Origin of the sequence: Solibacillus ferritrahens (genome assembly GCF_037027585.1) — a bacterium.
Taxonomy (GTDB): Bacteria; Bacillota; Bacilli; order Bacillales_A; family Planococcaceae; genus Solibacillus; species Solibacillus ferritrahens.
The window spans coordinates 1-25,950 of the sequence record NZ_JAXCLE010000022.1; the positions used below are offsets into that span (position 1 = coordinate 1).

22 protein-coding genes, 1 rRNA gene and 1 riboswitch are annotated in these 25,950 nt (G+C 37.4%); of the genes, 20 read left to right on the forward strand and 3 right to left on the reverse strand.

Going from position 1 to position 25,950, the window contains the following annotated elements; translation table 11 throughout:
• Positions 1-2: 2 nt before the first annotated feature.
• From rrf to tsaD, 7 genes are all read left to right on the forward strand, one after another.
• A 5S ribosomal RNA gene (gene rrf / locus SNE38_RS16645) occupies positions 3-118 on the forward strand.
• Positions 119-303: 185 nt separating this feature from the next.
• Complete coding sequence (locus SNE38_RS16650; protein WP_336046919.1) at positions 304-1,395, forward strand: NADH-dependent flavin oxidoreductase; 1,092 nt, start codon at positions 304-306, stop codon at positions 1,393-1,395.
• Between the two features lie 131 nt (positions 1,396-1,526).
• The gene (locus SNE38_RS16655) at positions 1,527-1,865 is read left to right on the forward strand and encodes a hypothetical protein (RefSeq protein ID WP_191705267.1); all 339 of its coding nucleotides are present in this window, start codon (positions 1,527-1,529) and stop codon (positions 1,863-1,865) included.
• A 162-nt stretch (positions 1,866-2,027) separates the two neighbouring features.
• Positions 2,028-2,480, forward strand: coding sequence for a tRNA (adenosine(37)-N6)-threonylcarbamoyltransferase complex ATPase subunit type 1 TsaE (gene tsaE, locus SNE38_RS16660; protein WP_191705266.1), 453 nt, complete (start codon positions 2,028-2,030; stop codon positions 2,478-2,480).
• Complete coding sequence (tsaB, locus tag SNE38_RS16665) at positions 2,477-3,181, forward strand: tRNA (adenosine(37)-N6)-threonylcarbamoyltransferase complex dimerization subunit type 1 TsaB (protein WP_336046920.1); 705 nt, start codon at positions 2,477-2,479, stop codon at positions 3,179-3,181. The genes tsaE and tsaB overlap by 4 nt, the downstream gene beginning before the upstream one ends.
• Positions 3,181-3,624 (forward strand): ribosomal protein S18-alanine N-acetyltransferase, encoded by a 444-nt coding sequence (gene rimI / locus SNE38_RS16670; RefSeq protein WP_336046921.1) that lies wholly within the window; start codon positions 3,181-3,183, stop codon positions 3,622-3,624. Before tsaB ends, rimI begins: the two co-directional genes overlap by 1 nt.
• Positions 3,624-4,637, forward strand: a complete 1,014-nt coding sequence (gene tsaD, locus SNE38_RS16675; RefSeq protein WP_191705263.1) for a tRNA (adenosine(37)-N6)-threonylcarbamoyltransferase complex transferase subunit TsaD — start codon at positions 3,624-3,626, stop codon at positions 4,635-4,637. The genes rimI and tsaD overlap by 1 nt, the downstream gene beginning before the upstream one ends.
• 572 nt (positions 4,638-5,209) lie before the next feature.
• Here tsaD and abc-f read toward each other — a convergent pair.
• Entirely contained in the window at positions 5,210-7,150 is a 1,941-nt protein-coding gene (gene abc-f, locus SNE38_RS16680) for a ribosomal protection-like ABC-F family protein (protein WP_191705262.1), read from the reverse strand.
• A gap of 212 nt (positions 7,151-7,362) precedes the next feature.
• Here abc-f and SNE38_RS16685 point away from each other — a divergent pair, with 212 nt between their 5' ends.
• From SNE38_RS16685 to tatC, 3 genes are read left to right on the forward strand one after another with little or no spacing between them, the layout of a single operon-like run.
• Entirely contained in the window at positions 7,363-7,995 is a 633-nt protein-coding gene (locus SNE38_RS16685) for a redox-sensing transcriptional repressor Rex (RefSeq protein ID WP_191705261.1), read from the forward strand.
• Positions 7,996-8,048: 53 nt separating this feature from the next.
• The gene (gene tatA / locus SNE38_RS16690; RefSeq protein WP_191705260.1) at positions 8,049-8,306 is read left to right on the forward strand and encodes a twin-arginine translocase TatA/TatE family subunit; all 258 of its coding nucleotides are present in this window, start codon (positions 8,049-8,051) and stop codon (positions 8,304-8,306) included.
• Between the two features lie 16 nt (positions 8,307-8,322).
• Positions 8,323-9,144, forward strand: coding sequence for a twin-arginine translocase subunit TatC (tatC, locus tag SNE38_RS16695; RefSeq protein WP_191705259.1), 822 nt, complete (start codon positions 8,323-8,325; stop codon positions 9,142-9,144).
• 92 nt (positions 9,145-9,236) lie between these two features.
• On the opposite strand, the gene SNE38_RS16700 is transcribed toward tatC, so the two are convergent.
• Positions 9,237-9,821, reverse strand: coding sequence for a CPBP family intramembrane glutamic endopeptidase (locus tag SNE38_RS16700; protein ID WP_336046922.1), 585 nt, complete (start codon positions 9,819-9,821; stop codon positions 9,237-9,239).
• Between the two features lie 421 nt (positions 9,822-10,242).
• Here SNE38_RS16700 and groES point away from each other — a divergent pair, with 421 nt between their 5' ends.
• The 3 genes from groES (at position 10,243) to SNE38_RS16715 (ending at position 13,828) form a co-directional block, all read left to right on the forward strand.
• Positions 10,243-10,527: a co-chaperone GroES gene (gene groES, locus SNE38_RS16705; RefSeq protein ID WP_191705257.1), complete on the forward strand. Its 285-nt coding sequence runs from the start codon at positions 10,243-10,245 to the stop codon at positions 10,525-10,527.
• Positions 10,528-10,645: 118 nt separating this feature from the next.
• Entirely contained in the window at positions 10,646-12,277 is a 1,632-nt protein-coding gene (groL, locus tag SNE38_RS16710) for a chaperonin GroEL (protein WP_191705256.1), read from the forward strand.
• A gap of 177 nt (positions 12,278-12,454) precedes the next feature.
• On the forward strand, positions 12,455-13,828 hold the full coding sequence (locus SNE38_RS16715) for an S-layer homology domain-containing protein (RefSeq protein WP_191705255.1): 1,374 nt from the start codon (positions 12,455-12,457) through the stop codon (positions 13,826-13,828).
• A gap of 197 nt (positions 13,829-14,025) precedes the next feature.
• Here SNE38_RS16715 and SNE38_RS16720 read toward each other — a convergent pair whose 3' ends face one another.
• Positions 14,026-14,772, reverse strand: a complete 747-nt coding sequence (locus SNE38_RS16720) for an alpha/beta hydrolase (RefSeq protein ID WP_191701825.1) — start codon at positions 14,770-14,772, stop codon at positions 14,026-14,028.
• 195 nt (positions 14,773-14,967) lie between these two features.
• Between SNE38_RS16720 and SNE38_RS16725 the strand changes: the two genes are divergently transcribed.
• The 7 genes from SNE38_RS16725 to metH all read left to right on the forward strand — a co-directional run bounded on the left by SNE38_RS16725 (position 14,968) and on the right by metH (position 25,945).
• Entirely contained in the window at positions 14,968-15,855 is an 888-nt protein-coding gene (locus SNE38_RS16725; protein ID WP_191705254.1) for a LysR family transcriptional regulator, read from the forward strand.
• A 1-nt stretch (position 15,856) separates the two neighbouring features.
• Positions 15,857-16,714, forward strand: a complete 858-nt coding sequence (locus SNE38_RS16730; RefSeq protein WP_225223897.1) for a tetratricopeptide repeat protein — start codon at positions 15,857-15,859, stop codon at positions 16,712-16,714.
• Between the two features lie 94 nt (positions 16,715-16,808).
• The gene (locus SNE38_RS16735; protein ID WP_336046924.1) at positions 16,809-17,294 is read left to right on the forward strand and encodes a chemotaxis protein; all 486 of its coding nucleotides are present in this window, start codon (positions 16,809-16,811) and stop codon (positions 17,292-17,294) included.
• 229 nt (positions 17,295-17,523) lie between these two features.
• Complete coding sequence (locus tag SNE38_RS16740; protein ID WP_191705252.1) at positions 17,524-18,816, forward strand: globin-coupled sensor protein; 1,293 nt, start codon at positions 17,524-17,526, stop codon at positions 18,814-18,816.
• A 168-nt stretch (positions 18,817-18,984) separates the two neighbouring features.
• Positions 18,985-20,370 (forward strand): protoporphyrinogen oxidase, encoded by a 1,386-nt coding sequence (gene hemG / locus SNE38_RS16745; RefSeq protein ID WP_191705251.1) that lies wholly within the window; start codon positions 18,985-18,987, stop codon positions 20,368-20,370.
• A 102-nt stretch (positions 20,371-20,472) separates the two neighbouring features.
• Positions 20,473-20,570: riboswitch (SAM riboswitch) on the forward strand.
• A 109-nt stretch (positions 20,571-20,679) separates the two neighbouring features.
• The gene (locus SNE38_RS16750) at positions 20,680-22,524 is read left to right on the forward strand and encodes a bifunctional homocysteine S-methyltransferase/methylenetetrahydrofolate reductase (RefSeq protein ID WP_191705250.1); all 1,845 of its coding nucleotides are present in this window, start codon (positions 20,680-20,682) and stop codon (positions 22,522-22,524) included.
• A complete protein-coding gene (gene metH / locus SNE38_RS16755; RefSeq protein WP_336046926.1) occupies positions 22,517-25,945 on the forward strand; it encodes a methionine synthase in 3,429 nt (1,142 codons plus the stop codon). The genes SNE38_RS16750 and metH overlap by 8 nt, the downstream gene beginning before the upstream one ends.
• Positions 25,946-25,950: the final 5 nt, after the last annotated feature.

A 25,950-nucleotide genomic window follows, 5' to 3' on the forward strand; every position in this document is an offset into this window, starting at 1 on the left:
AGTGAAGTGATGATGGCAAAGAGGTCACACCCGTTCCCATACCGAACACGGAAGTTAAGCTCTTTAGCGCCGATGGTAGTTGGGGGCTTCCCCCTGTGAGAGTAGGACGTCGCTTCGCACACGTAAAACCACTGATTCCTCAGTGGTTTTTTTGTTGTTAAAGCATATTATGGTTTCTTTCAAAAAAAATGATTCATATCATCTACCTCTATTTCTACTAAATAACAAGATTAGATGCCTGTTGCTTGAAAATAACGAATTGTTTCGTTAAAGTCATAGCATAGCAAAAGGAGGAATTAAGGTATGAAAGCACTTTTTGAAAAGGTAAAACTAAATGAAAAGATTGAACTTAGAAATCGCTTTGTAATGGCCCCAATGACAACTTATTCGGGTAACGAAGATGATACGGTTTCAGATGAAGAGATTACTTATTATAAAGAACGTGCTTCAGGAGCTGGCATGATTATTACGGCATGTGCATATGTTGCGGCAAATGGAAAGGCCTTTCCAGGGCAAATAGCAGCTCATGAGGATCACTATATACCAAGTCTACAAAGAATTGCACAAGCTATTCAGCAAGGTGGCGCGAAGGCTGTTCTGCAAATTCACCATGGGGGTCGTCAATCCCTTCAGGACTTAGTTCCAGATGGGGATGTTGTAAGCGCAAGTACAGCTATTACAATAGAGAAAAATGAAGCACGATCATTAACACTCGATGAAACAAAACAACTTATAAAAGCATATGGAGAAGCGACAAGACGAGCGATTCAAGCAGGCTTTGATGGTGTTGAAATTCATGGGGCGAATACGTATTTAATTCAACAATTCTTTTCAGCATATACGAATAAAAGAAATGATGAATATGGTGGAACGATAGATAAACGAATGCGTTTCCCATTAGAGATAGTTGAAGAAGTATTAAATGTTAGAAATATGTATGCAGATGATTCGTTCATTGTTGGCTATCGATTTAGTCCAGAAGAGCCAGAGGAAGATGGAATTACGATGGATGATACTATCGTGTTAGTAAATGAATTAGCTAAAACAGAGCTAACGTATTTACATATTTCACTTGGAGATTTCCGCTCAGAGACACATCGCTATGAAAAGGGACAACAGAATCGAATCTCGGCTATTCAAAGTTTATTAGATGGAAGAAAGCCTTTGATTGGTGTTGGTTCAATATATACAGTTGAAGAGGCAGAACAAGCATTACAGCTAGGGGCAGATTTAGTTGCGCTTGGTCGTGCATTACTTATTGAACCACACTGGGTTGAAAAAGTAGAAAAGGGAGAGCAAGTTTATACAGCATACAATGAGAATGTTGATACTGTACTTCCAAGTCCATTACTAAAAAGGTTGAAATCTAGACCGGGATGGGTTCCGGGTTTTTAATTAAAGGTAATTATAAAAGGTTTAGTAAGGGGGTTAAGTCCTTTACTAAGCCTTTTTTATATTGCGAAAATGTTTTGTAGTGCAATGTTGCGGGAAAAGTTCGCTATATACATAGTGAAGGAGGGATACTGATGAATAAAAAGGGTTTCTTTATCTACCTATCTATTTGTCTTGTTTTCTTTCTAATGATGATGGTTTCTGCATGTACTGATGAAATTTTGGAGATTGAAGAAGGTAATACATATAGCTGGCAGAAGTATATGAATGAAGAAGAATATAATAAACTGAAAGAAGGTATGTCGTATCTGGAGGTAGTGCGGATTACAGGTGGCGCAGGTGAAGAAATTGACAGTGGAGTTTATGAGTGGAATGATGAATTTTTACTAACAAAGGCTTATCGTCTTCAGTTTAATGAGGATGCTTTAGTTCAAAAGGAAATAGTAGAACGGAAAGGTCACTCTTCACGTTAAAATAGATCTTATAGGCATTTTGCTTATAAGATTTTTTCTTTTTAAATACCTGAACCTAAGTTTTCATGTGTAAACATTATCTAGGAGTAATACATTTTGAACAATTGCCTCAGTTCAAGTAAACTAGAGATAATTGATTTTTTGTGGAAGGAAGCAAATTACATGATATATGAAAAATATATAGATACTCTAGAGGAGACGCAAGTACTTGCGATAAGACTGGCAGGTTTAGTTCATCCCCAGTATACAATTACTCTTGAAGGGGACTTAGGTGCTGGCAAAACGACTTTTACACAGAGTTTTGCAAAGGGACTTGGTGTAAAACGAACAGTTAATAGCCCAACATTTACGATTATGAAACAGTATGAAGGACGGATTCCACTGAATCATTTAGATGTCTATCGATTAGCCGATAGCGATGAAGATTTAGGATGGGAGGAAATTTTTTTTGGTGATGCGGTTACAGTTGTAGAATGGGCCCATTTAATTGATGAGGATTTACCAGAGGAACGTTTAGCAATAGAAATTACACGTATTGATGAAACAAAACGTAAGTTTATATTGAAACCAATTGGCGAAAAATATATTCGCCTTTGTGAGGAGTTATTAAAATGATTTGGTTAGGAATTGAAACAGCAAATGCACCGCTTTCTGTCGCAATTGTGAACGAAAATAAAGTGCTGGCTGAGGTTGTACAAAATATAAAGTTAACGCATTCAGTAGGTGCTATGCCTGCCATTGAAGAAGTAATAAAAAAAGCAGGATTAGTGCCAGCAGATATAGAGGCTATTGCTGTTTCGGAAGGACCTGGCTCCTATACAGGTGTCCGTATTGGCGTTACCCTTGCCAAAACTTTTGCGTGGTCATTGAAAAAACCTTTAGTAGGAGTTTCCAGCTTAAAAGTGCTGGCTGCCAATGCCCGTATTTCTAATTATGCGATTTGTTCTTTAATCGATGCTCGTCGTCAAAATGTATATGCAGCGGTTTATGAATCAGGTAGTTTAAATACAATGATTGAAGATTATCACGATCATATAGACGGGTTATTACTTAAGCTTCAACAACTTAATCGTCCCATTTTATTTATAGGGAGCGATGTTGAAGTATACTTTGAAAAAATCCAGCATGTATTAGGTGATTTAGCCATAAGAGCACCTTATACAATGGATTTACCGAGAGCTTCCGAGCTAATAGCCTTAGCTCAGCAAATGCCATTACCGGACATTGAATCTACTCATACATTTGTTCCCCAATATCGCCGTATTGCAGAAGCAGAAGCGAACTGGATTAAGGAACAAAAAAAGGAGCAACACTAATGGTTCAGTATCGTAAAATGGTGATTGACGATGTTCCGGCTGTCCATGCAATTGAGCTTGCCACATTTCCAACACCATGGACTCTGGAGTCGTTTTATTATGAAATGACAGAAAATCAATTTTCTCATTACTTAGTAGCTGAAAATGAGACAGGTGACATTATCGGCTTTTGTGGAATTTGGCTTGTTATTGATGCAGCTCAAATCACAAATGTAGCTGTTGTGAACTCTGTGCGTGGTCAAGGTATCGGTGAAGGGCTTATGCGTGAGGCATTACGAATAGCCAATGAAGCTAATATGGATGTAATGAGTTTAGAAGTACGTGTAACAAATACGGTTGCACAAAATTTATATCGCAAGCTTGGATTCCAAGAAGGTGGGCTTCGCAAAGGCTACTATACGGATAATCATGAAGATGCGTTAGTAATGTGGGTGAAATTATAATGGATAACTATATATTAGCAATAGAAACAAGTTGTGATGAAACAGCAGCAGCAATTATTAAAAATGGTACAGAAATTATTTCAAATGTCGTGTCATCGCAAATTGACAGTCATAAACGCTTTGGAGGAGTTGTACCTGAAATTGCGTCACGTCATCATGTCGAACAGGTAACAATTGTATTAGAAGAAGCATTAAATCAGGCGAATATGGAACCAAAGGATTTAACTGCTGTGGCCGTAACAGAAGGTCCTGGTTTAGTAGGAGCTTTATTAATCGGGATTAATGCGGCAAAGGCTTTTGCATTTATTCACGGCTTACCGTTAATTGGTACCCACCATATTGCGGGACATATTTATGCAAACAATCTAATACAGCCTATGGAATTTCCATTGTTGGCTTTAGTTGTTTCAGGTGGACATACGGAGCTTGTCTTAATGCGTGAACATGGTTCCTTTGAAGTGATAGGTGAAACTCGAGATGATGCGGCAGGCGAAGCGTATGATAAAGTAGCACGTGTATTGAATATGCCATATCCAGGAGGACCACATATTGACCGTTTAGCGCACGAAGCAACCGAAGCAGTACCTTTTCCTCGTGTATGGTTGGAGGAAGGATCCTATGATTTTAGCTTTAGTGGCTTAAAATCGGCTGTTATCAATTACAAGCATAATATGGATCAGCGCGGGGAAGAAATTATTCCTGAGAAAGTCGCAAAAGGATTCCAAGATAGTGTAGTGGAAGTATTAACAGCGAAAACATTACGCGCGGCACGTGAATTTCATGTAAAACAAGTTATTGCAGCTGGTGGCGTATCAGCAAATAAAGGGCTACGTACGGCATTGGAGAACGCTTTTAAAGAAGAAGGTATTCCGTTTTACGTACCTCCTTTAAAATTATGCACGGATAATGCTGCAATGATTGGTGCAGCTGCCTATGAAATGTATCAAGCAGGTGTTCGTGGGAATTTAGCTATGAATGGACGTCCTGGTATGGAACTAACAAGTTGGAAATAAGAACCAAAGTCATGATAGATCGGAATGATTTCATTTCCGTTCTATCATGCTTTTTTATTTAAGAGAATAAAGTAATCAGTATTTCAGTGTATTGCAATAATATAAGAAAGTCGAAACTAATAATTTATGATAGATAAATCTTATTTATAACAAGATTTTATCCAATGTTCAATTTTTCTGAAAATTATCCACAGATAAAGTTGATAAATCATAAAAAAGTTGTACGAACATGCGTACTTATGCACAAAGTGTGTATAACTTGTGGAAAACATGTGATTTATCTATATATAGTGGTGGCTTTTTCACATCGGATTGTGTATAACTTTGATTTTAATTGTGGATAATGTGGAAAACTATGTTGATATGTTGGTAGAACTAGATTTGTAATGTGAATAAAACTGTGGAGAAATTTGTAGAAATTTGGCGTATTGACCTATATATATGATTAATATGTAAATAGATTATTTATAGAATTAGTATTATACAATAATAATGAAAAATAGAGTTTTTATGTGAAAAAGATGCCAACAGCAAAAAGAGAGTGCCCAAAATTTCTTCTGGACACTCCCTTATTATAGTTGTTCTAATTCGTCATTTAGTTCAAGCCATTCCATTTCAAGTTCCTCATGTTGCTGCTTTACTTCATTTAATTCGGATTGAATCAATAGTGTTTTTTCATGGTCTGAGTAAATAGCGGGATCACAAAGTTGTTCTTCAAATACGGCGATAGTTTCAGCTAAAGCATTCATTTTCACTTCAAGTTCCTCGACAGCGCGGCGAATTTGGCGTTCCCTCTTTTTCGTGTCTTTATCAATCATAGACGTCGATTTCGAAGGGGCGCTTTTCTCAGTCGTATTTTTTTCTGAGGTAAGACTTTGCATTGCAGCTAGCTCTTGAAGTTCTTCTTTTTTCTCTAAATAATAGTCATAGTCTCCTAAATATTCAAAAGAACCTGTGCTGGAAAGTTCAATGACTTTAGTTGCGATCCGGTTAATGAAATAACGGTCGTGTGAAACGAATAAAAGTGTGCCAGGATAATCGATTAATGCATTTTCCAATATTTCTTTACTGTCTAAGTCTAAATGGTTTGTAGGCTCATCTAGTACTAGAAAGTTTGATTTTTGCATCATTAATTTTGCTAGTGCAAGACGAGCCTTTTCGCCACCGGACAGTGAGTTTACAGATTTGGCAACATCATCACCACTGAAAAGGAAGCGCCCTAAAATATTGCGAATATCCTTTTCATTTAATAATGGCCATTCATCCCAAAGTTCACTTAATACAGATTTATTGGAATGGAGTTTTGCCTGTTCCTGATCATAGTAGCCAATATGGACATTGGTACCGTAACGAATATCTCCCGCAAGTGCCTGTATATCCTTGACAATTGTTTTTAATAATGTAGATTTACCCACACCGTTTGGTCCAACAAGTGCAATGCGGTCTTCCCTAAATACTCGCATTCGAATATTCGTTGAAATTTCCTCTTTAGAAAAGCCAATTGATAAATCATCGATGGATAGTACATCGTTTCCGCTTTGACGCTCAATAGTAAAGCCGAAGTTCGCACTTTTCTCATCACCATCCGGAGAGTCCATCCAATTTGTTTTTTCCAATACTTTACGACGAGACTGTGCCATTTTTGTTGTTGAGGCGCGTGCTAAGTTTTTTTGAATGAATGTTTCGAGCTTTGATTTTTCATCCATCTGGCGTTCATACATTTTTAAATCCCGTTCATAGTTTTTCGCCTTTTCCTCTAAATAGCCACTATAATTTCCAATATATTTCGATACTTTCGTACGTGATACTTCATAAACAATCGACACTACTTGGTCTAAAAAGTATCGGTCATGTGAAACGATTAAAATTGCCCCTTCATAACCTTTTAAATATCCTTCCAGCCATGACAATGTCTCGATATCCAAATGGTTTGTGGGCTCGTCCAAAATTAGTAAGTCAGGCTTTGATAAAAGAAGCTTTGCAAGTGCCAAGCGTGTCCTTTGTCCGCCGGAAAGTGAGCGGATCGGCTTATCGTAGTCCTCAGGGAAAAACTGCATCCCATGTAATACGGAACGTGTATCTGCTTCATATTGATAGCCGCCTGCATCTTTGAAATCATGCTGTAATTGGTCATATTCTCCAGTAATCCGTGTATATTGTTCAGTATTCTCATAGATGCTTGGATCTGCCATTTGTTTTTCCAACTGGCGCAGCTTCTGTTCTTGATTTTTTAGGGTAGTGAAAATTGTCATCATTTCGTCCCAAATAGATAACTCTGAATCGATTCCTGCATGCTGCTCCAAATAACCGAGCCGAACATCTTTCGGAATAATAATTTCACCTGAGTCATAACTCATTTGCCCAGCAATTATTTTTAATAGCGTTGATTTTCCTGCACCGTTTCGACCCACTAATGCAATGCGATCACGGTGTTGAACTTCTAGCTTTACACCACTTAAAATTTCATCGGTAATAAAGGATTTATATAATTGATTTACTTGTAAGACAATCATTTTTACACCTCAGTTTCTCCTACTTAGTTTAATGGATGGGAACATCGTACGCAACGATGGATACTTTACTTGTTGCTACTAGTTTAGTAAGATTAACTTGCTTCTGCTCAAATAGGGGGAGCTCAGGCAAAGAGTGTTACATCGTGTTGCAATGCCTGAATGATCAACATCATGTTGGCAACAATTTTCAAATGTACATAGGAGGAGAATGTGTGAAACCAGATATAAAAATTCCACAAGCAACGACAAAAAGACTTCCTCTTTATTATCGGTTTTTAAAAAACTTCTCAAATGAAGGTAAAAAGCGTATTTCATCACAAGAATTAAGTGATGCGATGAAAATAGATTCAGCAACGATTCGACGTGATTTTTCTTATTTTGGGGCTCTCGGTAAAAAGGGGTATGGCTATGACGTACAATATTTGCTAGAGTTTTTCCGTCAAACATTGGATCAGGATGAGGCAATGAATGTTGCGTTAATAGGGGTCGGGAACCTAGGGAATGGTCTACTTAAATATAATTTCCAAAAAAATCATAATACGCGTATTGTTGTCGCATTTGATACAAAAGCACCTTTTGAAGGAACGACAATTAGCGATATCCCTGTATTCCATCCAGATCGTTTAGAGGAAATGTATGAAGAGTTTGGCGCAGAGTTAGCAATTCTTACTGTTCCATCACGTTCTGCCCAAATGATGACAGATCGCCTTGTTAAAATGAATGCAAAAGGTATACTAAATTTTACGCCTGTACGATTATCCGTACCCGAAACATTAAAAGTAATGAATATAGATTTGTCGGTAGAATTACAGGCACTTATTTATTTAGTACGAAATTCAGGTTAGTAACAAATTGTTCACATTAGTATAAATAGCAAATTCTAGTTAATTACTGTAAAATGTACATAATAATAGAGGAGGTGGCTATAGTGGTTGTGCATCTAAATGCGATTGGACCTGTGAGCCTAATTATCATTGGACTTATTGCTTTATTAATTTTTGGACCAAAAAAATTGCCATCATTAGGTCGTGCAATGGGGACAACTTTACGCGAGTTCCGTAGCGCTACGAAAGGCTTGACAGATGACGATGATGATTTTGAGAACAAGAAAAAGGTTATTGAACATAAAGAGAACGAAAAAAACGACGTTAAGTAAATAAGGAAGTCATACTATGAATTCAAGAGAATTAACTGTAGTTGAACATATGGATGAGCTTAGAAAACGCTTATTTTTCGTGGCGATTTTCTTTGTAATGGCTCTTTTCGTAGGATTCTATACAGCTAAACCACTAATTCGACACATTCAACAAAGCGATTTAGCTACTAGTTTTTCCATGAATGCATTTAGCCCGGCGGATCCTTTAACTGTTTATTTACAAGTAACCTTTATTGTGGCGGCAGTCATTGTTTCTCCGATTTTGCTATACCAGCTATGGGCTTTTATTACTCCAGGCTTGCATGAAATGGAACGCAAAGCAACGTTGAAGTATATCCCTTATGCATTTGTTTTAGGTATTGGAGGAATTACCTTTGCCTACTATATTTTATTCCCGTTTATTATGCGCTTTATGACGGAATTATCGGCAGATTTGAATATTACACAAACAATTGGCATTAATGAATTTTTCTCTTTTTTAATAAAGCTAGTAGTACCATTTGGTATACTATTTCAATTGCCTGTTGTTACGTTATTTATATCCCGTCTTGGTATTATTAATCCTAAGCTCATGATAAAGTTTCGTAAGTATGCATACTTTGTATTGATCGTTATTTCGGTATTGCTGGCACCGCCTGATCTAGTATCGAATATTATTATTGCGATTCCACTTTTTATTTTATATGAGATAAGCATTGTCATTTCCCGTATCGGCTATCGGAAATACGAAGTGGCGGAAAAGGAACGCATATTGGAAGAGGAAGAACGTGAGCGTGAGCTGCAAGTAGAAGAGTTGCTTGAACAGCAACGTCGACAAATGGAGCAAATGAATAGTTGATGTAAAACGCTATCAAAAGGGATAGCGTTTTTTTATTGAATTATATTATGGAATGGGAAAACCCGCTATTTCTATCCATAGCGGGTTTAAAATTACGCTTGAAACTTATCTGCATTCATCTGCACAAATGTCACGAACCCATTTAAAAGGATATGTGCAATAATCGGTGTGAGAAGCCGCTTTGTTTTATAATATAAAAACGCGAATATCATACCGCAAATTGTATAAAGTAAAATATGTGTGAAGTCCATATGAATGGCAGCAAAGACGATGGCACTAACAATGCTTGCTATCCAGAAATTATAATTTTGTATAATAGAACCGAAAATAACACGGCGGAATACGAGTTCTTCCAAAATTGGTCCTAAAAATACGGTAGCAACAATCATGATAGGTGCTACTTTTGTGACATTCATAATCGCCTCTGTATTTTCCGAGCCCATATCAATTCCTAAAGCGAGCTCAATATATGCTCCGATTGTTTGCCCTAAAAATACGAGGAAAAATCCAATAATACCCCAACCGATTGATGCGCCAATCGATGCTTTTTCTCCTTTAAAAACATCCCAAAATTGCTTATTGCGGGAAATTAAAATAAAACTCACGACAAAAGCAATCCCAAACGAAATCGTTGACCACCAAGCAGATAATTTAATAAGCTGATCTTGCTCAGACACTCCAGAAAAAAGTTGTAAAAGGGAATCTTTTAAACTAGGAATGAATATAAGTATTAAGACTGATAACTGACAAATGATATAAGTTAATAACACATAAAATGCAGTTTTCTGTGTTTTAAACTTAGAAGATGAGGTAGATGTCACGGATTAATAACCTTCTTTCTAAATATTAACAGCAGGAAATTCTTCACAAAAAACGTGTGAATATGCCGTATATTTTATTATACATTTAAGCAAGGACTATTATGTTATAGCCTTTTTCATACATTACTTCTTTTATTGTAGAGGAATTTGGTAATAAAACAAAATTTTTTAATGCACATACTTGCAAAAAAATATAGAATTCATTAAACTAATAAATGTGTTAGCACTCGACAATCGAGAGTGCTAAAAAGAAAATTTCTTTAGGAGGTTGTTTCAATTGTTAAGACCATTAGGAGATCGCATCATTATCGAACTTGTTGAGGTAGAGGAAAAAACGGCATTTGGTATCGTCTTACCCGACTCAGCAAAAGAAAAACCACAAACTGGTAAAGTAGTGGCTGTAGGTACAGGTCGTGTTCTTGACAACGGCACTCGTCTTGAGCTTGACGTAAAAGAAGGCGACGAAATTATCTTCTCTAAATTCTCTGGTACGGAAGTGAAGTACGACGGCGTAGAATATTTAATTATACGTGAGAGCGATGTACTTGCAATTGTCGGATAATTCCAAATTAAAATGTAATTTTGCAGCTAGTTATACATAATCAACTTTACTAGCTGCTCATCTTCATAAAAAAATAAATTGAAATAATAGATCGCAAATTTTAGGAGGAAAATGAATTATGGCAAAAGATATTAAGTTTTCAGAAGAAGCACGTTCATTAATGGCATCTGGTGTAGATAAGTTAGCTAACGCTGTAAAAGTAACTTTAGGACCTAAAGGACGTAACGTTGTTTTGGAGAAAAAATTCGGTTCTCCACTTATTACAAATGACGGTGTATCAATTGCAAAAGAAATTGAATTAGAAAATGCATTTGAAAACATGGGTGCAAAATTAGTAGCGGAAGTTGCTTCTAAAACGAATGAAATCGCAGGTGACGGTACAACTACTGCAACAGTTTTAGCACAAGCTATGATCCGTGAAGGTCTTAAAAACGTAACAGCTGGTGCAAACCCTGTTGGTATCCGTAAAGGTATGGATAAAGCTGTTGCTGCTGCATTAACAGAACTTCAAGCTATTTCACGTCCAGTTGAAAATAAAGAATCAATTGCACAAGTAGCGGCAATCTCTTCAGCAGATGAAGAAATTGGTCAATACATTGCAGATGCAATGGAGCGCGTAGGAAACGACGGCGTTATTACAATTGAAGAATCAAAAGGTTTTACAACAGAATTAGATGTAGTGGAAGGTATGCAATTTGACCGTGGCTATGCATCACACTACATGGTAACAGACACAGATAAAATGGAAGCGGTATTAGATAACCCATTCATTTTAATTACAGATAAAAAAATCGCTAACATTCAAGAAATTTTACCAGTGTTAGAGCAAGTAGTACAACAAGGTCGTCCAATTTTAATTATTGCTGAAGATGTTGAAGGGGAAGCTCTTGCAACATTAGTAGTAAATAAATTACGTGGTACATTCAACGCAGTAGCGGTAAAAGCTCCAGGCTTCGGTGACCGTCGTAAAGCAATGTTAGAAGATATTGCTGTATTAACTGGTGGACAAGTAATTACACAAGATCTTGGCTTAGATTTAAAATCAGCGGATTTATCATCTTTAGGTCGTGCTGCTAAAGTTATCGTATCAAAAGATAACACAACAATCGTTGAAGGAGCTGGTAACACAGATGCAGTAGCTAGTCGTGTAAACCAAATCCGCGCACAACTTGCTGAAACAACTTCTGAATTTGATAAAGAAAAATTACAAGAGCGCTTAGCAAAATTAGCTGGTGGGGTTGCAGTTATTAAAGTTGGTGCAGCAACAGAAACAGAATTAAAAGAACGAAAATTACGTATCGAAGACGCATTGAACTCAACACGTGCAGCAGTAGAAGAAGGTATCGTATCAGGTGGTGGTACAGCACTTCTAAATGTTTACGCGGCAGTTGAAAAAGTATTAGAACAAGTAGAAGGCGATGTAGCAACGGGTGTACGTATTATTTTACGTGCATTAGAAGAGCCAGTACGTCAAATTGCTGAAAACGCTGGTTTAGAAGGTTCAATCATCGTTGACCGCCTAAAACGTGAAGAAATAGGAATCGGCTTTAACGCAGCAACAGGCGAGTGGGTAAACATGATTGAAGCAGGTGTAGTTGACCCAGCAAAAGTTACACGTTCAGCATTACAAAATGCAGCTTCTGTAGCTTCACTATTCTTAACAACTGAAGCAGTGGTTGCAGATATTCCAGAACCAGCAGGATCAGGTATGCCGGATATGGGCGGCATGGGTATGCCGGGGATGATGTAATTCGTAATTAATCATTATCCGAAATTAATATAGACAGCCTTAATTGGAGTTAAAACATCGTATGGTTATGAAGTCATACGATGTTTTTTGTCTATAACAAACAATATAAGAAGATTTTGTTTTTTAACGACCAATAATTTATAATATGAACAAGTTACATAATAAGGGGGAAACTGGATGAAAAGATTCTCATTTTTTGTAGTAGTACTATTGGTATTGCAACTAATACTGCCTTTTTCTACAACGGTAAGTGCTGAAGAAAATAGTGATTTATTGAACTATTTAGCGCTTGGAGATTCATTAGCAGCAGGGATGAATGAAAATAGTGAAATTGGACTCGGTTATGCCGATCTAATCGCTAAAAGTTATATGGATGAGCAAGAGGGAATCCTGTTTAACAAAGGGTTTTCTTACCCTGGCTATACAACTGTAAATGTACTAAACGATATTGTAGAAAATGTCACAAAGCCAATGTATGATCTAAATGGTCAGTCAGAAAAAACAGCTTCCATTAAGCAGGCAATTCAGGAAGCAGACCTAATTACATTAAGTGTAGGTGCAAATGATATATTGAAATATGTGACTCGCTCAGAGACAGGCGGTATTACATTTGATGCAGCAGGTGTTTTAAAAGGAGTACAGGAAGTATCATCGAACTATGATAAGATTTTCAATACTATTTATTCGATTAATCCGAATGTTGATATTATCGTAATGGGACTTTACAATCCATTTCCCGCTATACAAGATCCAGTTATCCAAACACAATTAAATATGCTTGTAACAACGATAAACAATTCAATCAAAAATATAGTAGAAACAAATAAAGGTATCTTTTCAGAAGTAGCCCAATTAATTGCAGCTGATTCGAAAGCGTACCTTCCTAACCCTGCAAATATTCATTTAAGTGAAGCAGGCTATAAAGTGGTCGCAGATAAGATGATGAATGATTATTTAAATTCCATCATTAAAGAAGTAGAAGAAACAATTCCGGAAGAGGAAATTAAAGAAGCACCGTTCCAGGATATTAAAAACCATTGGGGTAAAGAATATATTGATATTGCATATACTAAAGGCTTTATGAATGGGTACGAAGATGGCTCCTTTAAACCAAATGCGAATATGACACGTGTGCAGGTGATATCGGTTATTTCACGTGCTTTTGAATTAAAGGCAACAAAACCTGCCCCATTTAAAGACATTAGCCATTACGCTCAGCAAACGCAAAATCAAATTGCCGCAGCATACGAAGCCGGCTTAGTACGTGAAAATGACGGATATTTCAATCCACAAGGCAATATTACGCGCTCGCAGTTAGCTTTAATTTTATTGCGTCTATCAAATGCTTTGGCTGAAGAAGAATATAAACCGGAAGAGCTTGCTCTATTTAAAGACATCGAGAACTATGCTTACGAAACACAAGCAGCTATTACCTATTTATTTGAGAATGAGATTGTACAAGGAACGAGTGCCACTACATTCTCACCACAAGGTAATGTTACACGCGCACAATTAGCAAAAATTCTCGTACTTACAAATTCAAACGAATAAAAAAACGAGCGTTGAATGGACGGGGATCCATTTAGCGCTCGTTTTTTCGAGACGAGATAACAAAAGTCAACTCGTCGGAAGAAAGGGTACATTCCTACTCAGAAGAGCATGAAATGTCTTTCAAATATATCATTGCAAAAACGGGGATTTTTGCAAGGGGACACTATTTTATCTTAATACACTTACTTTGAGTAATTCTACTCTTTCCACTTTAAACCTTCAAAGAAGCGGTAAATTTCTTCAAACACTAATTCACGTTCTTTACCTAATGTTAATATATGTCCGGAATTAATGAAAGTTTTAATTGATTTAATTCGTGAATTTACTGAACTATATATTAGATCGGCACTTTCACAATAATATTCATCATCTTCAAAACCGCGTAAAATATGAACAGGTGTTTCAATGACATTTAACTTTTCGCTTGTTTCATTAATCATGCTCTGTAAATAATTTAAAGACGGCATTTTCATGAGTTCAGCAATTTTAGTATGGCTATCTACTGTTTCGTCATACGTACCTGATAACTTTTTATAGTTAATCGCATATTCAACAATTCGATTTTGCAGACTATCCGTTGATTTTGACATTGCTGGAGCAGACATTGTAACAATTGCCTTTGTTGGTCGTTCTTCTCCAAGCTTTAATGAGAAAATACCTCCAAGGGAAACACCTGCTACTGCGATTTCTTCATAGCCACGATTACGTAAATCATCATAGCCTTCGATTACACTATCCCACCACTCAGTTGGTTGAGATTGGATTAATAAGTCAGGACCACCGCCATGACCTTTATATAATGGTGCATGAACTGTGTAGTTACGATCCGCTAAATATTTTCCTAAACGTTTTACATCATTTGTATTTCCAGTAAATCCATGCAGTAATAAAACAGCACGTTTACCGGCTTCCATTGTAAAAGGTTTCGGCGCGATGAGTTTCATTGTCTATTAGACCCCTTTGTAAAATTAATTATGTCCATTTTATAAAAATTTATAAAAACTATTGAAATTTTAAATTATTTTTGTTATGAAAACTAGCTGCTATCGCTTATTATAAAGAGTATAGATATATAAGTACAATTTATTATTCTTATTGTTTTGAGTCGAAAAAGTTATGAATAATGTGGGGGTTGAATTATGGAGATTGAACAGCTTCAATATTTCAAAACCGTTGCTACAATGCAACATATGACACGTGCGGCTGAAGTTTTAGCTATTTCCCAGCCAGCGTTAAGTAAGTCAATAGCGAATATCGAACAGCATCTCGGTGTGCCACTATTTAACCGTGAAGGTCGTTCGATTTATTTAAATCGATTTGGTGAACTTTTTTTGCAAAGTGTAAATGTGATTTTAGATGAATATGATCGTATTAAAGAGGAATTTGAAGATATTATTAAGCCAGGTTCAGGAGAAGTGTCGTTTGGTTTTATTCATACACTCGGTATGGAAGTAGTTCCTGAATTAATCGCTTCAACGAGCGCGGCATTTCCGAATATGCATTTTTCTTTGACGCAGGCTACTTCACTAAATTTAATGAAAAGGTTGGAAGAAGGGGCCATTGATTTGTGCCTATCTCAAAAAATAGAATCAAAGGTAATTGAAATAGAAACAGAAGAATTGTTTGTTGAGGAACTTTTCGTAATTGTTCCGACAACACATCCATTAGCTATGCAAGAATCGGTAAAGCTCGATGAAGTAAAAAATGAACCATTTATTGCGATAAAAAAAGGCAACTCGCTGCGACAGTTAGTGGATGAATTTTTTTTAGATGCGGGGATTGAGCTTAATACAACATTTGCTGCTGAAGAAATGCATACAGTGGCAGGATTTGTTGGAGCTGGGATGGGTATTTCCCTTATTCCAAATATTAAGGGGCTTGACCATTACAAAGTAAAAAGGCTAAAGGTTGATCCGCCGTGCTATCGTTCCGTTGGTGTTTCTTGGGCAAAAAATCGCTATCTACCACCTGCTGTTGTTGAATTCAGACAATATTTATTAAATTATTTTCAGCAAAGGGAAGTTTGAAATGATGGACAAGCGTACTGAATTTTTTGGATGGTTTAAGCAACAAGGATTAGATAATATAGAGCTATGGCTTGAGGAGTTCGAATTAGCGGAAAAGGGTATGGAAAAAGCAATGATCAATGTTGCTTTATTATATAAACAGTATGGATTTTTTGAGGAAATGTACAATTTACTTACTACAGTCAGTGAACATAAAAATTCAGAGGCGATGTATGAGCTGGCGAATTGTTATATTGAAGGACTTGGTGGAAAAGGCAGTGAACAGCAAGCATTCTCATTGTATAAAGACGCAGCAAATTTAGGTCACCGCGATGCGATGAATAATTTAGCTGATATGTACTTCAATGGGGAAGCTACAGAAGTGGACGAAAAAAAAGCGTTCCTTTGGTTTGAAAAAGCAGCGAAACATGGTGTACCAGAAGCGATGTATACGTTGGGAATTATGTATGAGCAAGGTTTGGGTACCCAATGCAATGCATCACTAGCTTTGGAATATTATAAACGCAGTGCCGATCTTCAATATGCAGAGGCTAAATATCGCCTTGGTATGATTTTCTATTCAGGGGAACTTGGTCAACAACAGAACGATAAAGAAGCAATCGAGTGGTTTAGAAAAGCGAGCGAGCATTACCATGTCGATGCGATTTATAACTTAGGTTACTGTTATGAGCATGGTCATGGTGTTATTCAGGATGTAGACAGAGCAATGACTTATTACAAGCAGGCTAGTATGCTGGGCGATAGAGAAGCTACTAAAAGAATAGTAATCTATTACGAACAAATAAATCTTAAAGAAGCTGCTAAGTGGCGTGAAAAATTGGAAAGCCTTGAAAGCTTTAAAGGATTTGATGAAAATTAATCATATTTCATAGTAATTTGTATGTTTAGTTTCCTAATAAATTTGGGAATGTAATCAATAGGGGAAAGTGATAAGGAGGGGAATTTTTATGTTTATGTTTGCAGTACCGCATATCTCTTCTAATGACAGTGAAGATGTTATTCAAAAATTACAGCAAATTCTATTGGAGCAACGTGAAAGTTTAACAACGCTTTGTACAATTGTTGAATATTTAAGAGAATATGTCCAAACTGGATTAGAAAATAAAGATGTCATCAAATACAATCAACGAATCCAAATGATGACCTATAAACAAACAGATCGTTATAATGAGATTGATCATCTCATTAATAAAAATATTATCGAAATTAAAAAAGGTAAAACTAAAGATAACACCGCTTTAACATTTGGCAAAGAGGTCAGGAAGATTGAATCAGGTTTTCGAACGCTAAAGCTATTCACTTGTGATGTTATTAATATGTTGGATTCCAATAAACATATCGAAAATCGTAGTATAGAGCGCATACGTTATTTTGATAAGCGTTCAGCATCGCTAGAAGCGGAAATTATTTCCCTGACACAGCAACTATCTTTTAAATAAGAATAACCTGCTCCATCAAAATGGAAATGAGAAGCAATCCTATTAAAAATTAATTAGTAGGATTGCTTTTATTGTAACAATTTGCTAAATTATACAAGATAACAAGCGGTACTATTTTAAATTGAGGCTTTGGTTTTACTTTTAAGTAACAAGGGAATTTATACATTTACATTGTTTCCAATTACATAGTATACAAAAGGAAATACCAATAGGGTGAGGATGGAAACATATGTTTTTTAAAAAAAAGGATATAGAGAATCAGGAAGATTTATCAATACATAATGAGGTAATGTTAGCGTATGTATCTGATGAGGAATTAAGGACACAAATTCAAATGTTAGGCTTAACAAAAGAAGATTTAAAATACTTGAAAGTAATGAAACCGTATGTTGATAATAACATCGAACATATTGTAGATAACTTTTATAAAAAACTAGGTCTGGAAAATAGTTTGGTTGAAATAATTAATAAACATAGCTCAGTTGACCGTTTGAAAGGTACTTTGAAAACCCATATTTGCGAAATGTTTAGTGGAATTATTGACGATACGTACTTTGAGAAACGAAAAAAAATTGCGCGTATCCATGTACATATTGGATTAAAAACGAAATGGTATATGACGGCCTTTTCAAACCTATTAATAGATTTTATTCATTTAGTAAATGTAAATATTAAGAACGACGAGCAACGTTTTCTTACGCTTGCAGCCATATCGAAAATATTAAACCTAGAGCAGCAAGTTGTTTTAGAAGAATATGAAGCAGTAGTGGAAAGAAAGGAAGAAAAGCTAGTAGAGGAAAAACGTAAAATAGGAAATGCTATTATTGAATCTTCCTCTAATTTAGCGACAATGTCTGAGCAAACAAATGCATCGTTCCAACAACTGAGTGCACAATCCATGGTCATTGTATCCCATTCGAAAAAAGCGAGTGATATTTCATCGGTGGCTACAGAACAGGCAAATCAAGGGAAAGCTCAAGTTCAGCATCAATCAGAGAGTATGACTGCAATCAATCAATCAGTAGCAACGATTTCGTCAGAAATAGATAAACTAGCTGACATATCAAAAGAGATGGAATCCACGATGGGTATAGTAACAAACATTGCGAATCAAACTAATTTATTGGCGCTAAATGCAGCGATAGAAGCAGCCCGTGCTGGAGAAGCTGGTAAAGGCTTTGGTGTTGTAGCCGGGGAAGTGCGGAAACTATCGGAGCAGACGAAAAATTCAGCAATAAATGTAGAGGGACTGTTGCAAAATACAGATATCCGAACGACAAAGCTACTCGAATCATTGCAGGAAATAAAAGCAGCGATACTTATCGGGGAAGAAAGTATGAAATCTACTGAAGTTCAGTTTAATGCTATTGTTAATTCAATGGTTGAGACGAAAAAGCAAAATGATTTAGTCGAGCAAGAGGTGGGGCTAATTGGAGACGTTATAGTAGAACTTGCGGGTGCCTTTGATTTAGTAACAAATTCTGCAGATTCATTGGCGCAAATTTCGCACGACTTAGAATAACTTAAAAGAAAGCTATGCGAAAGGTTCTTCCTTTTTGCATAGCTTTTTAATTTGAAATTATAAGCGATGACTTTAAATTTTGAAAATTGTTTTATCTGCCTGTCCATATCTCTGGTGAAAACGATTATACTAAGAGAAGAAAAAGTGAACGAAATAGGAGAGAACAACATGAAAACAGTAGTAGTTGTAGGTGGCGGGATTACTGGATTATGTACGATGCACTATTTAAAAAATCAAATGCATGAAAAGAATATTGAAGCGCGGTTAGTATTAATAGAGAAAAATCAGTATTTAGGCGGAAAAATACATTCAGAGTATGAAGAGGGATTTATTATGGAAACCGGTGCGGATTCCATTGTAGCGCGTCATCCCAATGTGCTAGAGCTAGTGAAAGAGCTTAACTTTGAATCGGAGCTTGTTTATAACGAAACAGGCATTTCTTACATTCATACTAATAATGAGCTGCATGCTATTCCCGCAGGGTCAACATTCGGCATTCCGATGAGTGTGGAATCACTTATGTCGAGCACGTTAATTTCAGAAGAAGGAAAGAAAAGGGCATTACAGGATATTGAAATTCCAAATAAAGATTTTACAAAGGAAAGTTCAATTGGTTCATTTTTAGAATATTTTTTAGGTGAAGAAATTGTGCAAAAACAAATTGCTCCTGTATTGGCAGGGGTTTATTCAGGTGATTTATATCAGCTGAGCTTAGCGTCAACGTTACCTTATTTAGTAGATTATAAAAATAATTATGGGTCGATTATGAATGGTTTTGAAGCAAATCGCGAGCAGTTTGAAAAAGCAGCAGATAAGAAGTTTATTTCTTTTCGAAAGGGTTTATCTACATTAATTGACCGTCTTGAAGAGCAGTTGCCAGAAGTGGAATTCATAAAAAGGACCGCAACAGAGCTAATACGAAAAGTAGGCAGACAGTATGAAGTCGTTTTAGAAAACGAAACGATTATAGCGGATATCGTTGTTCTTGCCGTACCAAATGATACAGTACGTACTGTATTGCAAGACGACAATTTGGATGTACAGCTTGAAAAGTTTACAACGGCATCTGCTTTAACGATGTATGTTGGCTTTGATGTACCGGACAATGTTTTACCAGCAGACGGTACAGGTTTTATTGTCTCCCATAATAGTGATTTAGTATGCAATGCATCTACATGGACAAGTCGTAAATGGAAGCATACGTCAGCAGAAGGGAATCTGCTCGTTCGTTTATTTTATAAAAACATTAATCCGCGATATGAAGAGCTGGTAGCAATGCCTGATGAAGAGTTGAAGAAAGTCGCAATGGAGGATATCCGATTAAGTTTGGGTATTGAAGCGAAACCGACCGTCGTAAATGTTACGAAATGGATCAATCAGATGCCCCGTTATGATTTAGCGCATAATGAAGCGTTATCAAAAGTTGTAGATTATTTACAAGTGCACTACCCGAATCTGCTTTTAGCTGGATGTTCCTACTTTGGGGTAGGGATTGGTGCATGTATTCAAAATGGTAAAAAAACGGCGGAACAAATTATTACACGAATTATGTAAAGAAATACTTTATTCGGCTAAAGGGTATTGACGTCTTATTTAGATAACGATATGATTACTTAAATAATTTTTAATTTTAAATTTTAGAAAAATTCATATAATTTCTTATCGAGAGAAGTTGAGGGACTGGCCCGTTGAAACTTCAGCAACCAACATTATGTCAGGTGCTAAATCCAGTGGCGATTGCCAGAAGATGAGAAGGGATTAAGTTGACGACTGACAACTATCAAGCCTTCTTTTGCTTAATGAAAGAAGGCTTTTTTGTATTAAAAATATACTGAAAATACTGTGAATGATGGAGTGGAAGCAATGGGTTTACTACAAGATTTAAAAACACGCGTTTTAACGGCGGATGGAGCAATTGGAACTTTACTTTATTCCTATGGGTTGGATTACTGCCATGAGGAAATGAATATTGCACGGCCTGAAATTATCGAGAAAATTCATAGTGAATATATTGCTGTAGGTGCAGACATTATTCAAACAAATACATATGGAGCGAATGCGATTAAGTTAGCTCGATATGGTTTTGAAAGTCGTGTAAAGGAATTTAACGAAGCTGCGCTGAAGATTGCGAAGCGAGCAGCTGCTCCGGGGGGACAGTATGTTCTGGCAACAATCGGTGGCATTCGAGGGATTCGAAAAAGTGATGCAACATTAGATGAAATCTTAGCTGCCTTTCAAGAGCAAGTGGAAGTATTACTAGCTGGTGAACCGGATGGATTCTTACTGGAAACGTATTACGATTTTGAAGAATTATCGCATTGTGTCCATCTATTACGTTCAATGACCGATTTACCGATTATTGCACAAGTAACGATGCAGGAGCCAGGTGTACTTCAAAATCAAATGACATTAAACGAAGCACTACAAGACCTTGAACGAGTAGGTGCAGATATTGTTGGAAGCAATTGCCGTTTAGGGCCATTTCATACAATTCAGGCTTTTGAAGGGGTAAATCTACCTAAAACCGCCTTTCTATCGGCATACCCAAATGCTTCTCTTTTAGATATAGAAGATGGGCGTGTTGTATATGAATCAGAAACCGATTATTTTGCACGTGCAGCTGTAGAGCTTGTAAACCAAGGGGTGCGTTTAATTGGTGGTTGTTGTGGGACTACGCCGAAGCATATAGCAGCAGTAAAAAAATATTTAGCAAATTTAACGCCAGTTGAAACAAAAGAGGAAAAGCATGGCCATACGCAATTTGTTCGTATTGCAGAACCTCGAAAGCAGGAACCGCTTCATGAAAAAGCAAAACGTGAGCGTTCTGTTATTGTGGAGCTTGATACACCACGACATCTTGAAATTGAAGGCTTTGTTGAAGGGGCAAAACAATTGGCGAACGCAGGGGCGGACGTTATTATGATGGCCGATAATTCGCTTGCTTCACCCCGTATAAGCAATATTGCGATGGCGGCTATTTTGAAGGAACATGGTATTCGTTCATTGCCGCATTTAACATGTCGTGACCGTAATTTAATTGGTCTTCAATCGCATTTAATGGGACTGAATGCTTTGGAGCTACATGATATTCTTGTCATAACAGGAGACCCGACGAAAGTTGGAGACTTCCCGGGTGCAACGAGTGTATATGATGTGTCTTCAATGGAGCTAATTTCGTTAATTAAGCAGTTAAATAAAGGTGGTTCATTTACAGGGAAATCGTTAAGAAAACAAGCCGATTTTTCTGTGGCCGCTGCATTTAATCCGAATGTGCGTGTACTGGACCGTGCAGTAGCCCGTTTAGAGAAGAAAATTGAACATGGTGCCGATTATTTCATTTCGCAGCCGGTTTATACGAAAGAAAAAATAATCGAAATTTATGAGGCGACGAAGCATTTGGATACGCCGATTTATATTGGAATTATGCCGCTTACCTCATCACGCAGTGCAGAGTTTTTACACCATGAAGTGCCGGGGATTAAACTATCTGATGAAGTACTTGCTCGTATGGCAGCCTGTGGGGACGATAAAGATGCAGCTACAGCAGAAGGCATTGCCATTGCGAAAGAATTGCTCGATACAGCGTGCAAATACTTTAATGGGATTTATTTAATTACCCCGTTCTTACGTTATGAAATGACACTGGAATTAATGGAATATGTAAAACAATATGATGTGGAAAGTAAAGGAGTTCAGTCAAATGTATAATCACCCAATTCATGAGCAATTACAAAAAAGAATCTTAATCATCGATGGTGCCATGGGGACGATGCTTCAGGCAGAAAATTTAACATATGAAGACTTTGGTGGAGAAGAATTAGACGGTTGTAATGAAAACCTGGTGCTGACAAGACCTGATGTATTAGGTAAGATTCACCGCGAATACTTAGCTGCAGGGGCAGACATTATTTGTACAAATACGTTTGGAGGTACACCGCTCGTTTTAAATGAGTATGATTTAGGAGATAAGGCAGTTGAAATTAATAAGAATGCAGTCAAAATCGCATTACAAGCTGCGAAAGAATTTTCAACAGCAGAATGGCCACGTTTTGTCGCAGGTGCAATCGGCCCTACGACAAAAACATTGTCGGTAACAGGCGGTATTACATTTGAAGAGCTAGAAGAAAACTTTTATATCCAAGCAAAAGCATTAACTGAAGCAGGGGCAGATTTAATTTTGCTTGAAACTTCTCAAGATATGCTTAATGTGAAAGCGGGGACGATTGCAATCCACCGGGCATTTGAGGAGCTTGGTAAAGAGCTGCCAGTTATGATTTCAGGGACAATTGAGCCAATGGGAACAACGCTTGCTGGACAATCAATTGAGGCATTTTATATCTCGATTGAACATATTAAACCATTGTCTGTCGGATTAAACTGTGCGACAGGTCCGGAATTTATGACCGATCATATTCGTTCGTTGGCAGAGCTTTCGACTGGTTATATTAGTTGTTACCCAAATGCCGGTTTACCGGATGAGGAAGGTTGTTATCATGAAACGCCGGATTCATTATCCAAAAAATTGAAAGGTTTCGCAGAAAAAGGCTGGCTAAACATTGTCGGCGGATGTTGCGGGACGACACCTGCGCATATTGCAGCAATTCGAAAAGCAGTAGAAGGCCATAAACCACGCGAGCCGAAAGCCATTACACATGGACATGTCGTATCGGGTATTGAGCCTTTGCAATATGATGAATCGATGCGTCCGTTATTTATCGGAGAGCGAACAAACGTAATTGGTTCGCGTAAATTTAAAAACTTGATTGTTGACGGGAAGTTTGAGGAAGCAGCGGAAATTGCACGTGCGCAAGTGAAGAATGGGGCGCATGTAATTGATATTTGTTTAGCAAACCCAGACCGTGATGAAGTAGAAGATATGAAAAATTTTATGCAGGAAGTTGTAAAAAAGGTAAAGGTGCCACTCGTAATAGATTCAACCGACGAAAAAGTAATGGAAGTTGCACTAAAGTTCTCGCAAGGTAAAGCGATTATCAACTCCATTAACTTGGAAGATGGGGAAGAGCGCTTTGATGCGGTAATGCCACTTGTGAAAAAATACGGTGCCGCACTTGTTGTAGGAACAATTGATGAAACGGGAATGGCAGTTACACGCGAGAAAAAACTGGAAGTTGCCAAGCGTTCATACGAGCTGCTTACGGAAAAATGGGGGATGGCAGCAGAGGATATTATCTTTGACCCGCTAATGTTCCCAGTTGGTACAGGCGATGAACAATATATTGGTGCCGCTGAGGAAACAATTGAAGGAATTCGCCTCATTAAAGAACATTTACCTGGCTGTTTAACAGTACTCGGTGTAAGTAATGTTTCGTTCGGTTTACCACCAGTAGGTCGTGAAGTGTTAAATGCGGTGTATTTATACCACTGTACACAAGCAGGTTTGGACTATGCAATCGTAAATACTGAAAAGCTAGAGCGGTATGCATCGATTCCGGAACAGGAAATCAAACTGGCGAACGATTTAATATTCAATACAAATGATGAAACACTGGCTGTATTTACAGACTTTTATCGTGACAAAAAGAAGGATGCAGTCGTTAAAGAATTACCGGCAACAGTAGAAGAACGCCTCGCGTATTACATATTAGAAGGTACGAAAGAAGGCTTAATTGAAGATCTAAATGCGGCACTTGAAAAATTCGATGCCCCACTTGATATTATAAATGGTCCGTTAATGGCAGGAATGGCAGAGGTAGGCCGGTTATTTAATGAAAACCAATTAATTGTAGCTGAAGTACTTCAAAGTGCAGGTGTCATGAAAGCAGCAGTCGCTCATTTAGAGCAATTTATGGAAAAGGGCGATACGAGTGCTAATAAAGGAACAATGGTATTAGCAACTGTTAAAGGTGACGTACATGATATCGGAAAAAACTTAGTCGATATTATATTAAGTAATAACGGTTTTCGTGTTGTTGATTTAGGGATTAAAGTAACGCCAGCCCAGCTTATTGAAGCAATTCGTAAAGAAAAGCCGGATTTTATCGGTTTATCGGGATTACTCGTAAAATCAGCTCAGCAAATGGTCATTACAGCACAGGACTTCAAAGAAGCAGGCATTGATGTGCCGATTTTAGTAGGGGGGGCAGCATTATCCCGACGCTTTACAGAAACAAAAATTGCCGCTCAATATGATGGACCTGTCATTTATTCAAAAGATGCGATGCAAGGGTTAGAACAGGCAAATCGCTTAATGAATGTAAATGAGCGTGAAGTACTATTGGAAGAGTTACGTGATTCTCGGGAAAAACGACTGGAATCAGACGCAAAACGCGCGGCTCGACCAGTTGCAGTTGCCGTTAAGCCAGTTCGTACAGTGAAGGATGCGGAAGTGTGGAAGCCGAAAGATTTTGTGCCGCATATTAAACCAGAATACTCTATTGCCCATTTACACCCATATGTAAATATGCGTACATTAATCGGGCATCACTTAGGGTTAAAGGGTAATTTAGAGCAAATGCTTGCTGATCAGGATGACCGTGCAATTTTATTGAATGATTTAGTAAATCAATATTTGAAAAGTAATGTATTAAGCGCATCAGGTATGTATCAGTTTTTCCCTGCTCAATCAAATGGTGATGATGTAGTTGTATATAGTCCTGAAGATGCGAAAACAGAAATCCAGCGTTTTACGTTCCCGCGCCAGCAGGTTGAGCCATTCCTATGCTTGTCGGATTACCTGAAGTCGGTCGATAGCGGAGAGATGGATTACATTGCATTAATGGTCGTGACAGCAGGTAAAGGTGTGAGCAAACAGGCAAATGAGTTGAAAGAAGCAGGAAAATTTTTGGAAAGCCATGCATTGCAGGCGACTGCACTAGAACTTGCTGAAGGTTTTGCTGAACGTATTCACCAGGAAATACGTGATCAATGGGGCTTCCCAGATGCGACAGATTTTACAATGCGTGATAGATTTGCTGCTAAATACCAAGGGCAACGTTTCAGCTTCGGTTATCCTGCATGTCCAAATTTAGAAGATCAGGAAAAGCTATTTCATCTATTAAAGCCAGAAAAAATTGGTGTACAATTAACAGAGGGCTTTATGATGGAACCTGAAGCAAGTGTATCAGCGATTGTGTTTGCACATCCGGATGCACGCTACTTCAACGTATAATTCAA

Bases quoted from the DNA above. Each gene is read 5' to 3' on its own strand.
- SNE38_RS16650 (WP_336046919.1), top strand. From the start codon at position 304: ATGAAAGCACTTTTTGAAAAGGTAAAACTAAATGAAAAGATTGAACTT.
- SNE38_RS16655 (WP_191705267.1), top strand. From the start codon at position 1,527: ATGAATAAAAAGGGTTTCTTTATCTACCTATCTATTTGTCTTGTTTTC.
- tsaE (WP_191705266.1), top strand. From the start codon at position 2,028: ATGATATATGAAAAATATATAGATACTCTAGAGGAGACGCAAGTACTT.
- tsaB (WP_336046920.1), top strand. From the start codon at position 2,477: ATGATTTGGTTAGGAATTGAAACAGCAAATGCACCGCTTTCTGTCGCA.
- rimI (WP_336046921.1), top strand. From the start codon at position 3,181: ATGGTTCAGTATCGTAAAATGGTGATTGACGATGTTCCGGCTGTCCAT.
- tsaD (WP_191705263.1), top strand. From the start codon at position 3,624: ATGGATAACTATATATTAGCAATAGAAACAAGTTGTGATGAAACAGCA.
- abc-f (WP_191705262.1), bottom strand. From the start codon at position 7,150: ATGATTGTCTTACAAGTAAATCAATTATATAAATCCTTTATTACCGAT.
- tatA (WP_191705260.1), top strand. From the start codon at position 8,049: ATGTACATAATAATAGAGGAGGTGGCTATAGTGGTTGTGCATCTAAAT.
- tatC (WP_191705259.1), top strand. From the start codon at position 8,323: ATGAATTCAAGAGAATTAACTGTAGTTGAACATATGGATGAGCTTAGA.
- groL (WP_191705256.1), top strand. From the start codon at position 10,646: ATGGCAAAAGATATTAAGTTTTCAGAAGAAGCACGTTCATTAATGGCA.
- SNE38_RS16715 (WP_191705255.1), top strand. From the start codon at position 12,455: ATGAAAAGATTCTCATTTTTTGTAGTAGTACTATTGGTATTGCAACTA.
- SNE38_RS16720 (WP_191701825.1), bottom strand. From the start codon at position 14,772: ATGAAACTCATCGCGCCGAAACCTTTTACAATGGAAGCCGGTAAACGT.
- SNE38_RS16725 (WP_191705254.1), top strand. From the start codon at position 14,968: ATGGAGATTGAACAGCTTCAATATTTCAAAACCGTTGCTACAATGCAA.
- SNE38_RS16730 (WP_225223897.1), top strand. From the start codon at position 15,857: ATGATGGACAAGCGTACTGAATTTTTTGGATGGTTTAAGCAACAAGGA.
- SNE38_RS16735 (WP_336046924.1), top strand. From the start codon at position 16,809: ATGTTTGCAGTACCGCATATCTCTTCTAATGACAGTGAAGATGTTATT.
- SNE38_RS16740 (WP_191705252.1), top strand. From the start codon at position 17,524: ATGTTTTTTAAAAAAAAGGATATAGAGAATCAGGAAGATTTATCAATA.
- hemG (WP_191705251.1), top strand. From the start codon at position 18,985: ATGAAAACAGTAGTAGTTGTAGGTGGCGGGATTACTGGATTATGTACG.
- SNE38_RS16750 (WP_191705250.1), top strand. From the start codon at position 20,680: ATGGGTTTACTACAAGATTTAAAAACACGCGTTTTAACGGCGGATGGA.
- metH (WP_336046926.1), top strand. From the start codon at position 22,517: ATGTATAATCACCCAATTCATGAGCAATTACAAAAAAGAATCTTAATC.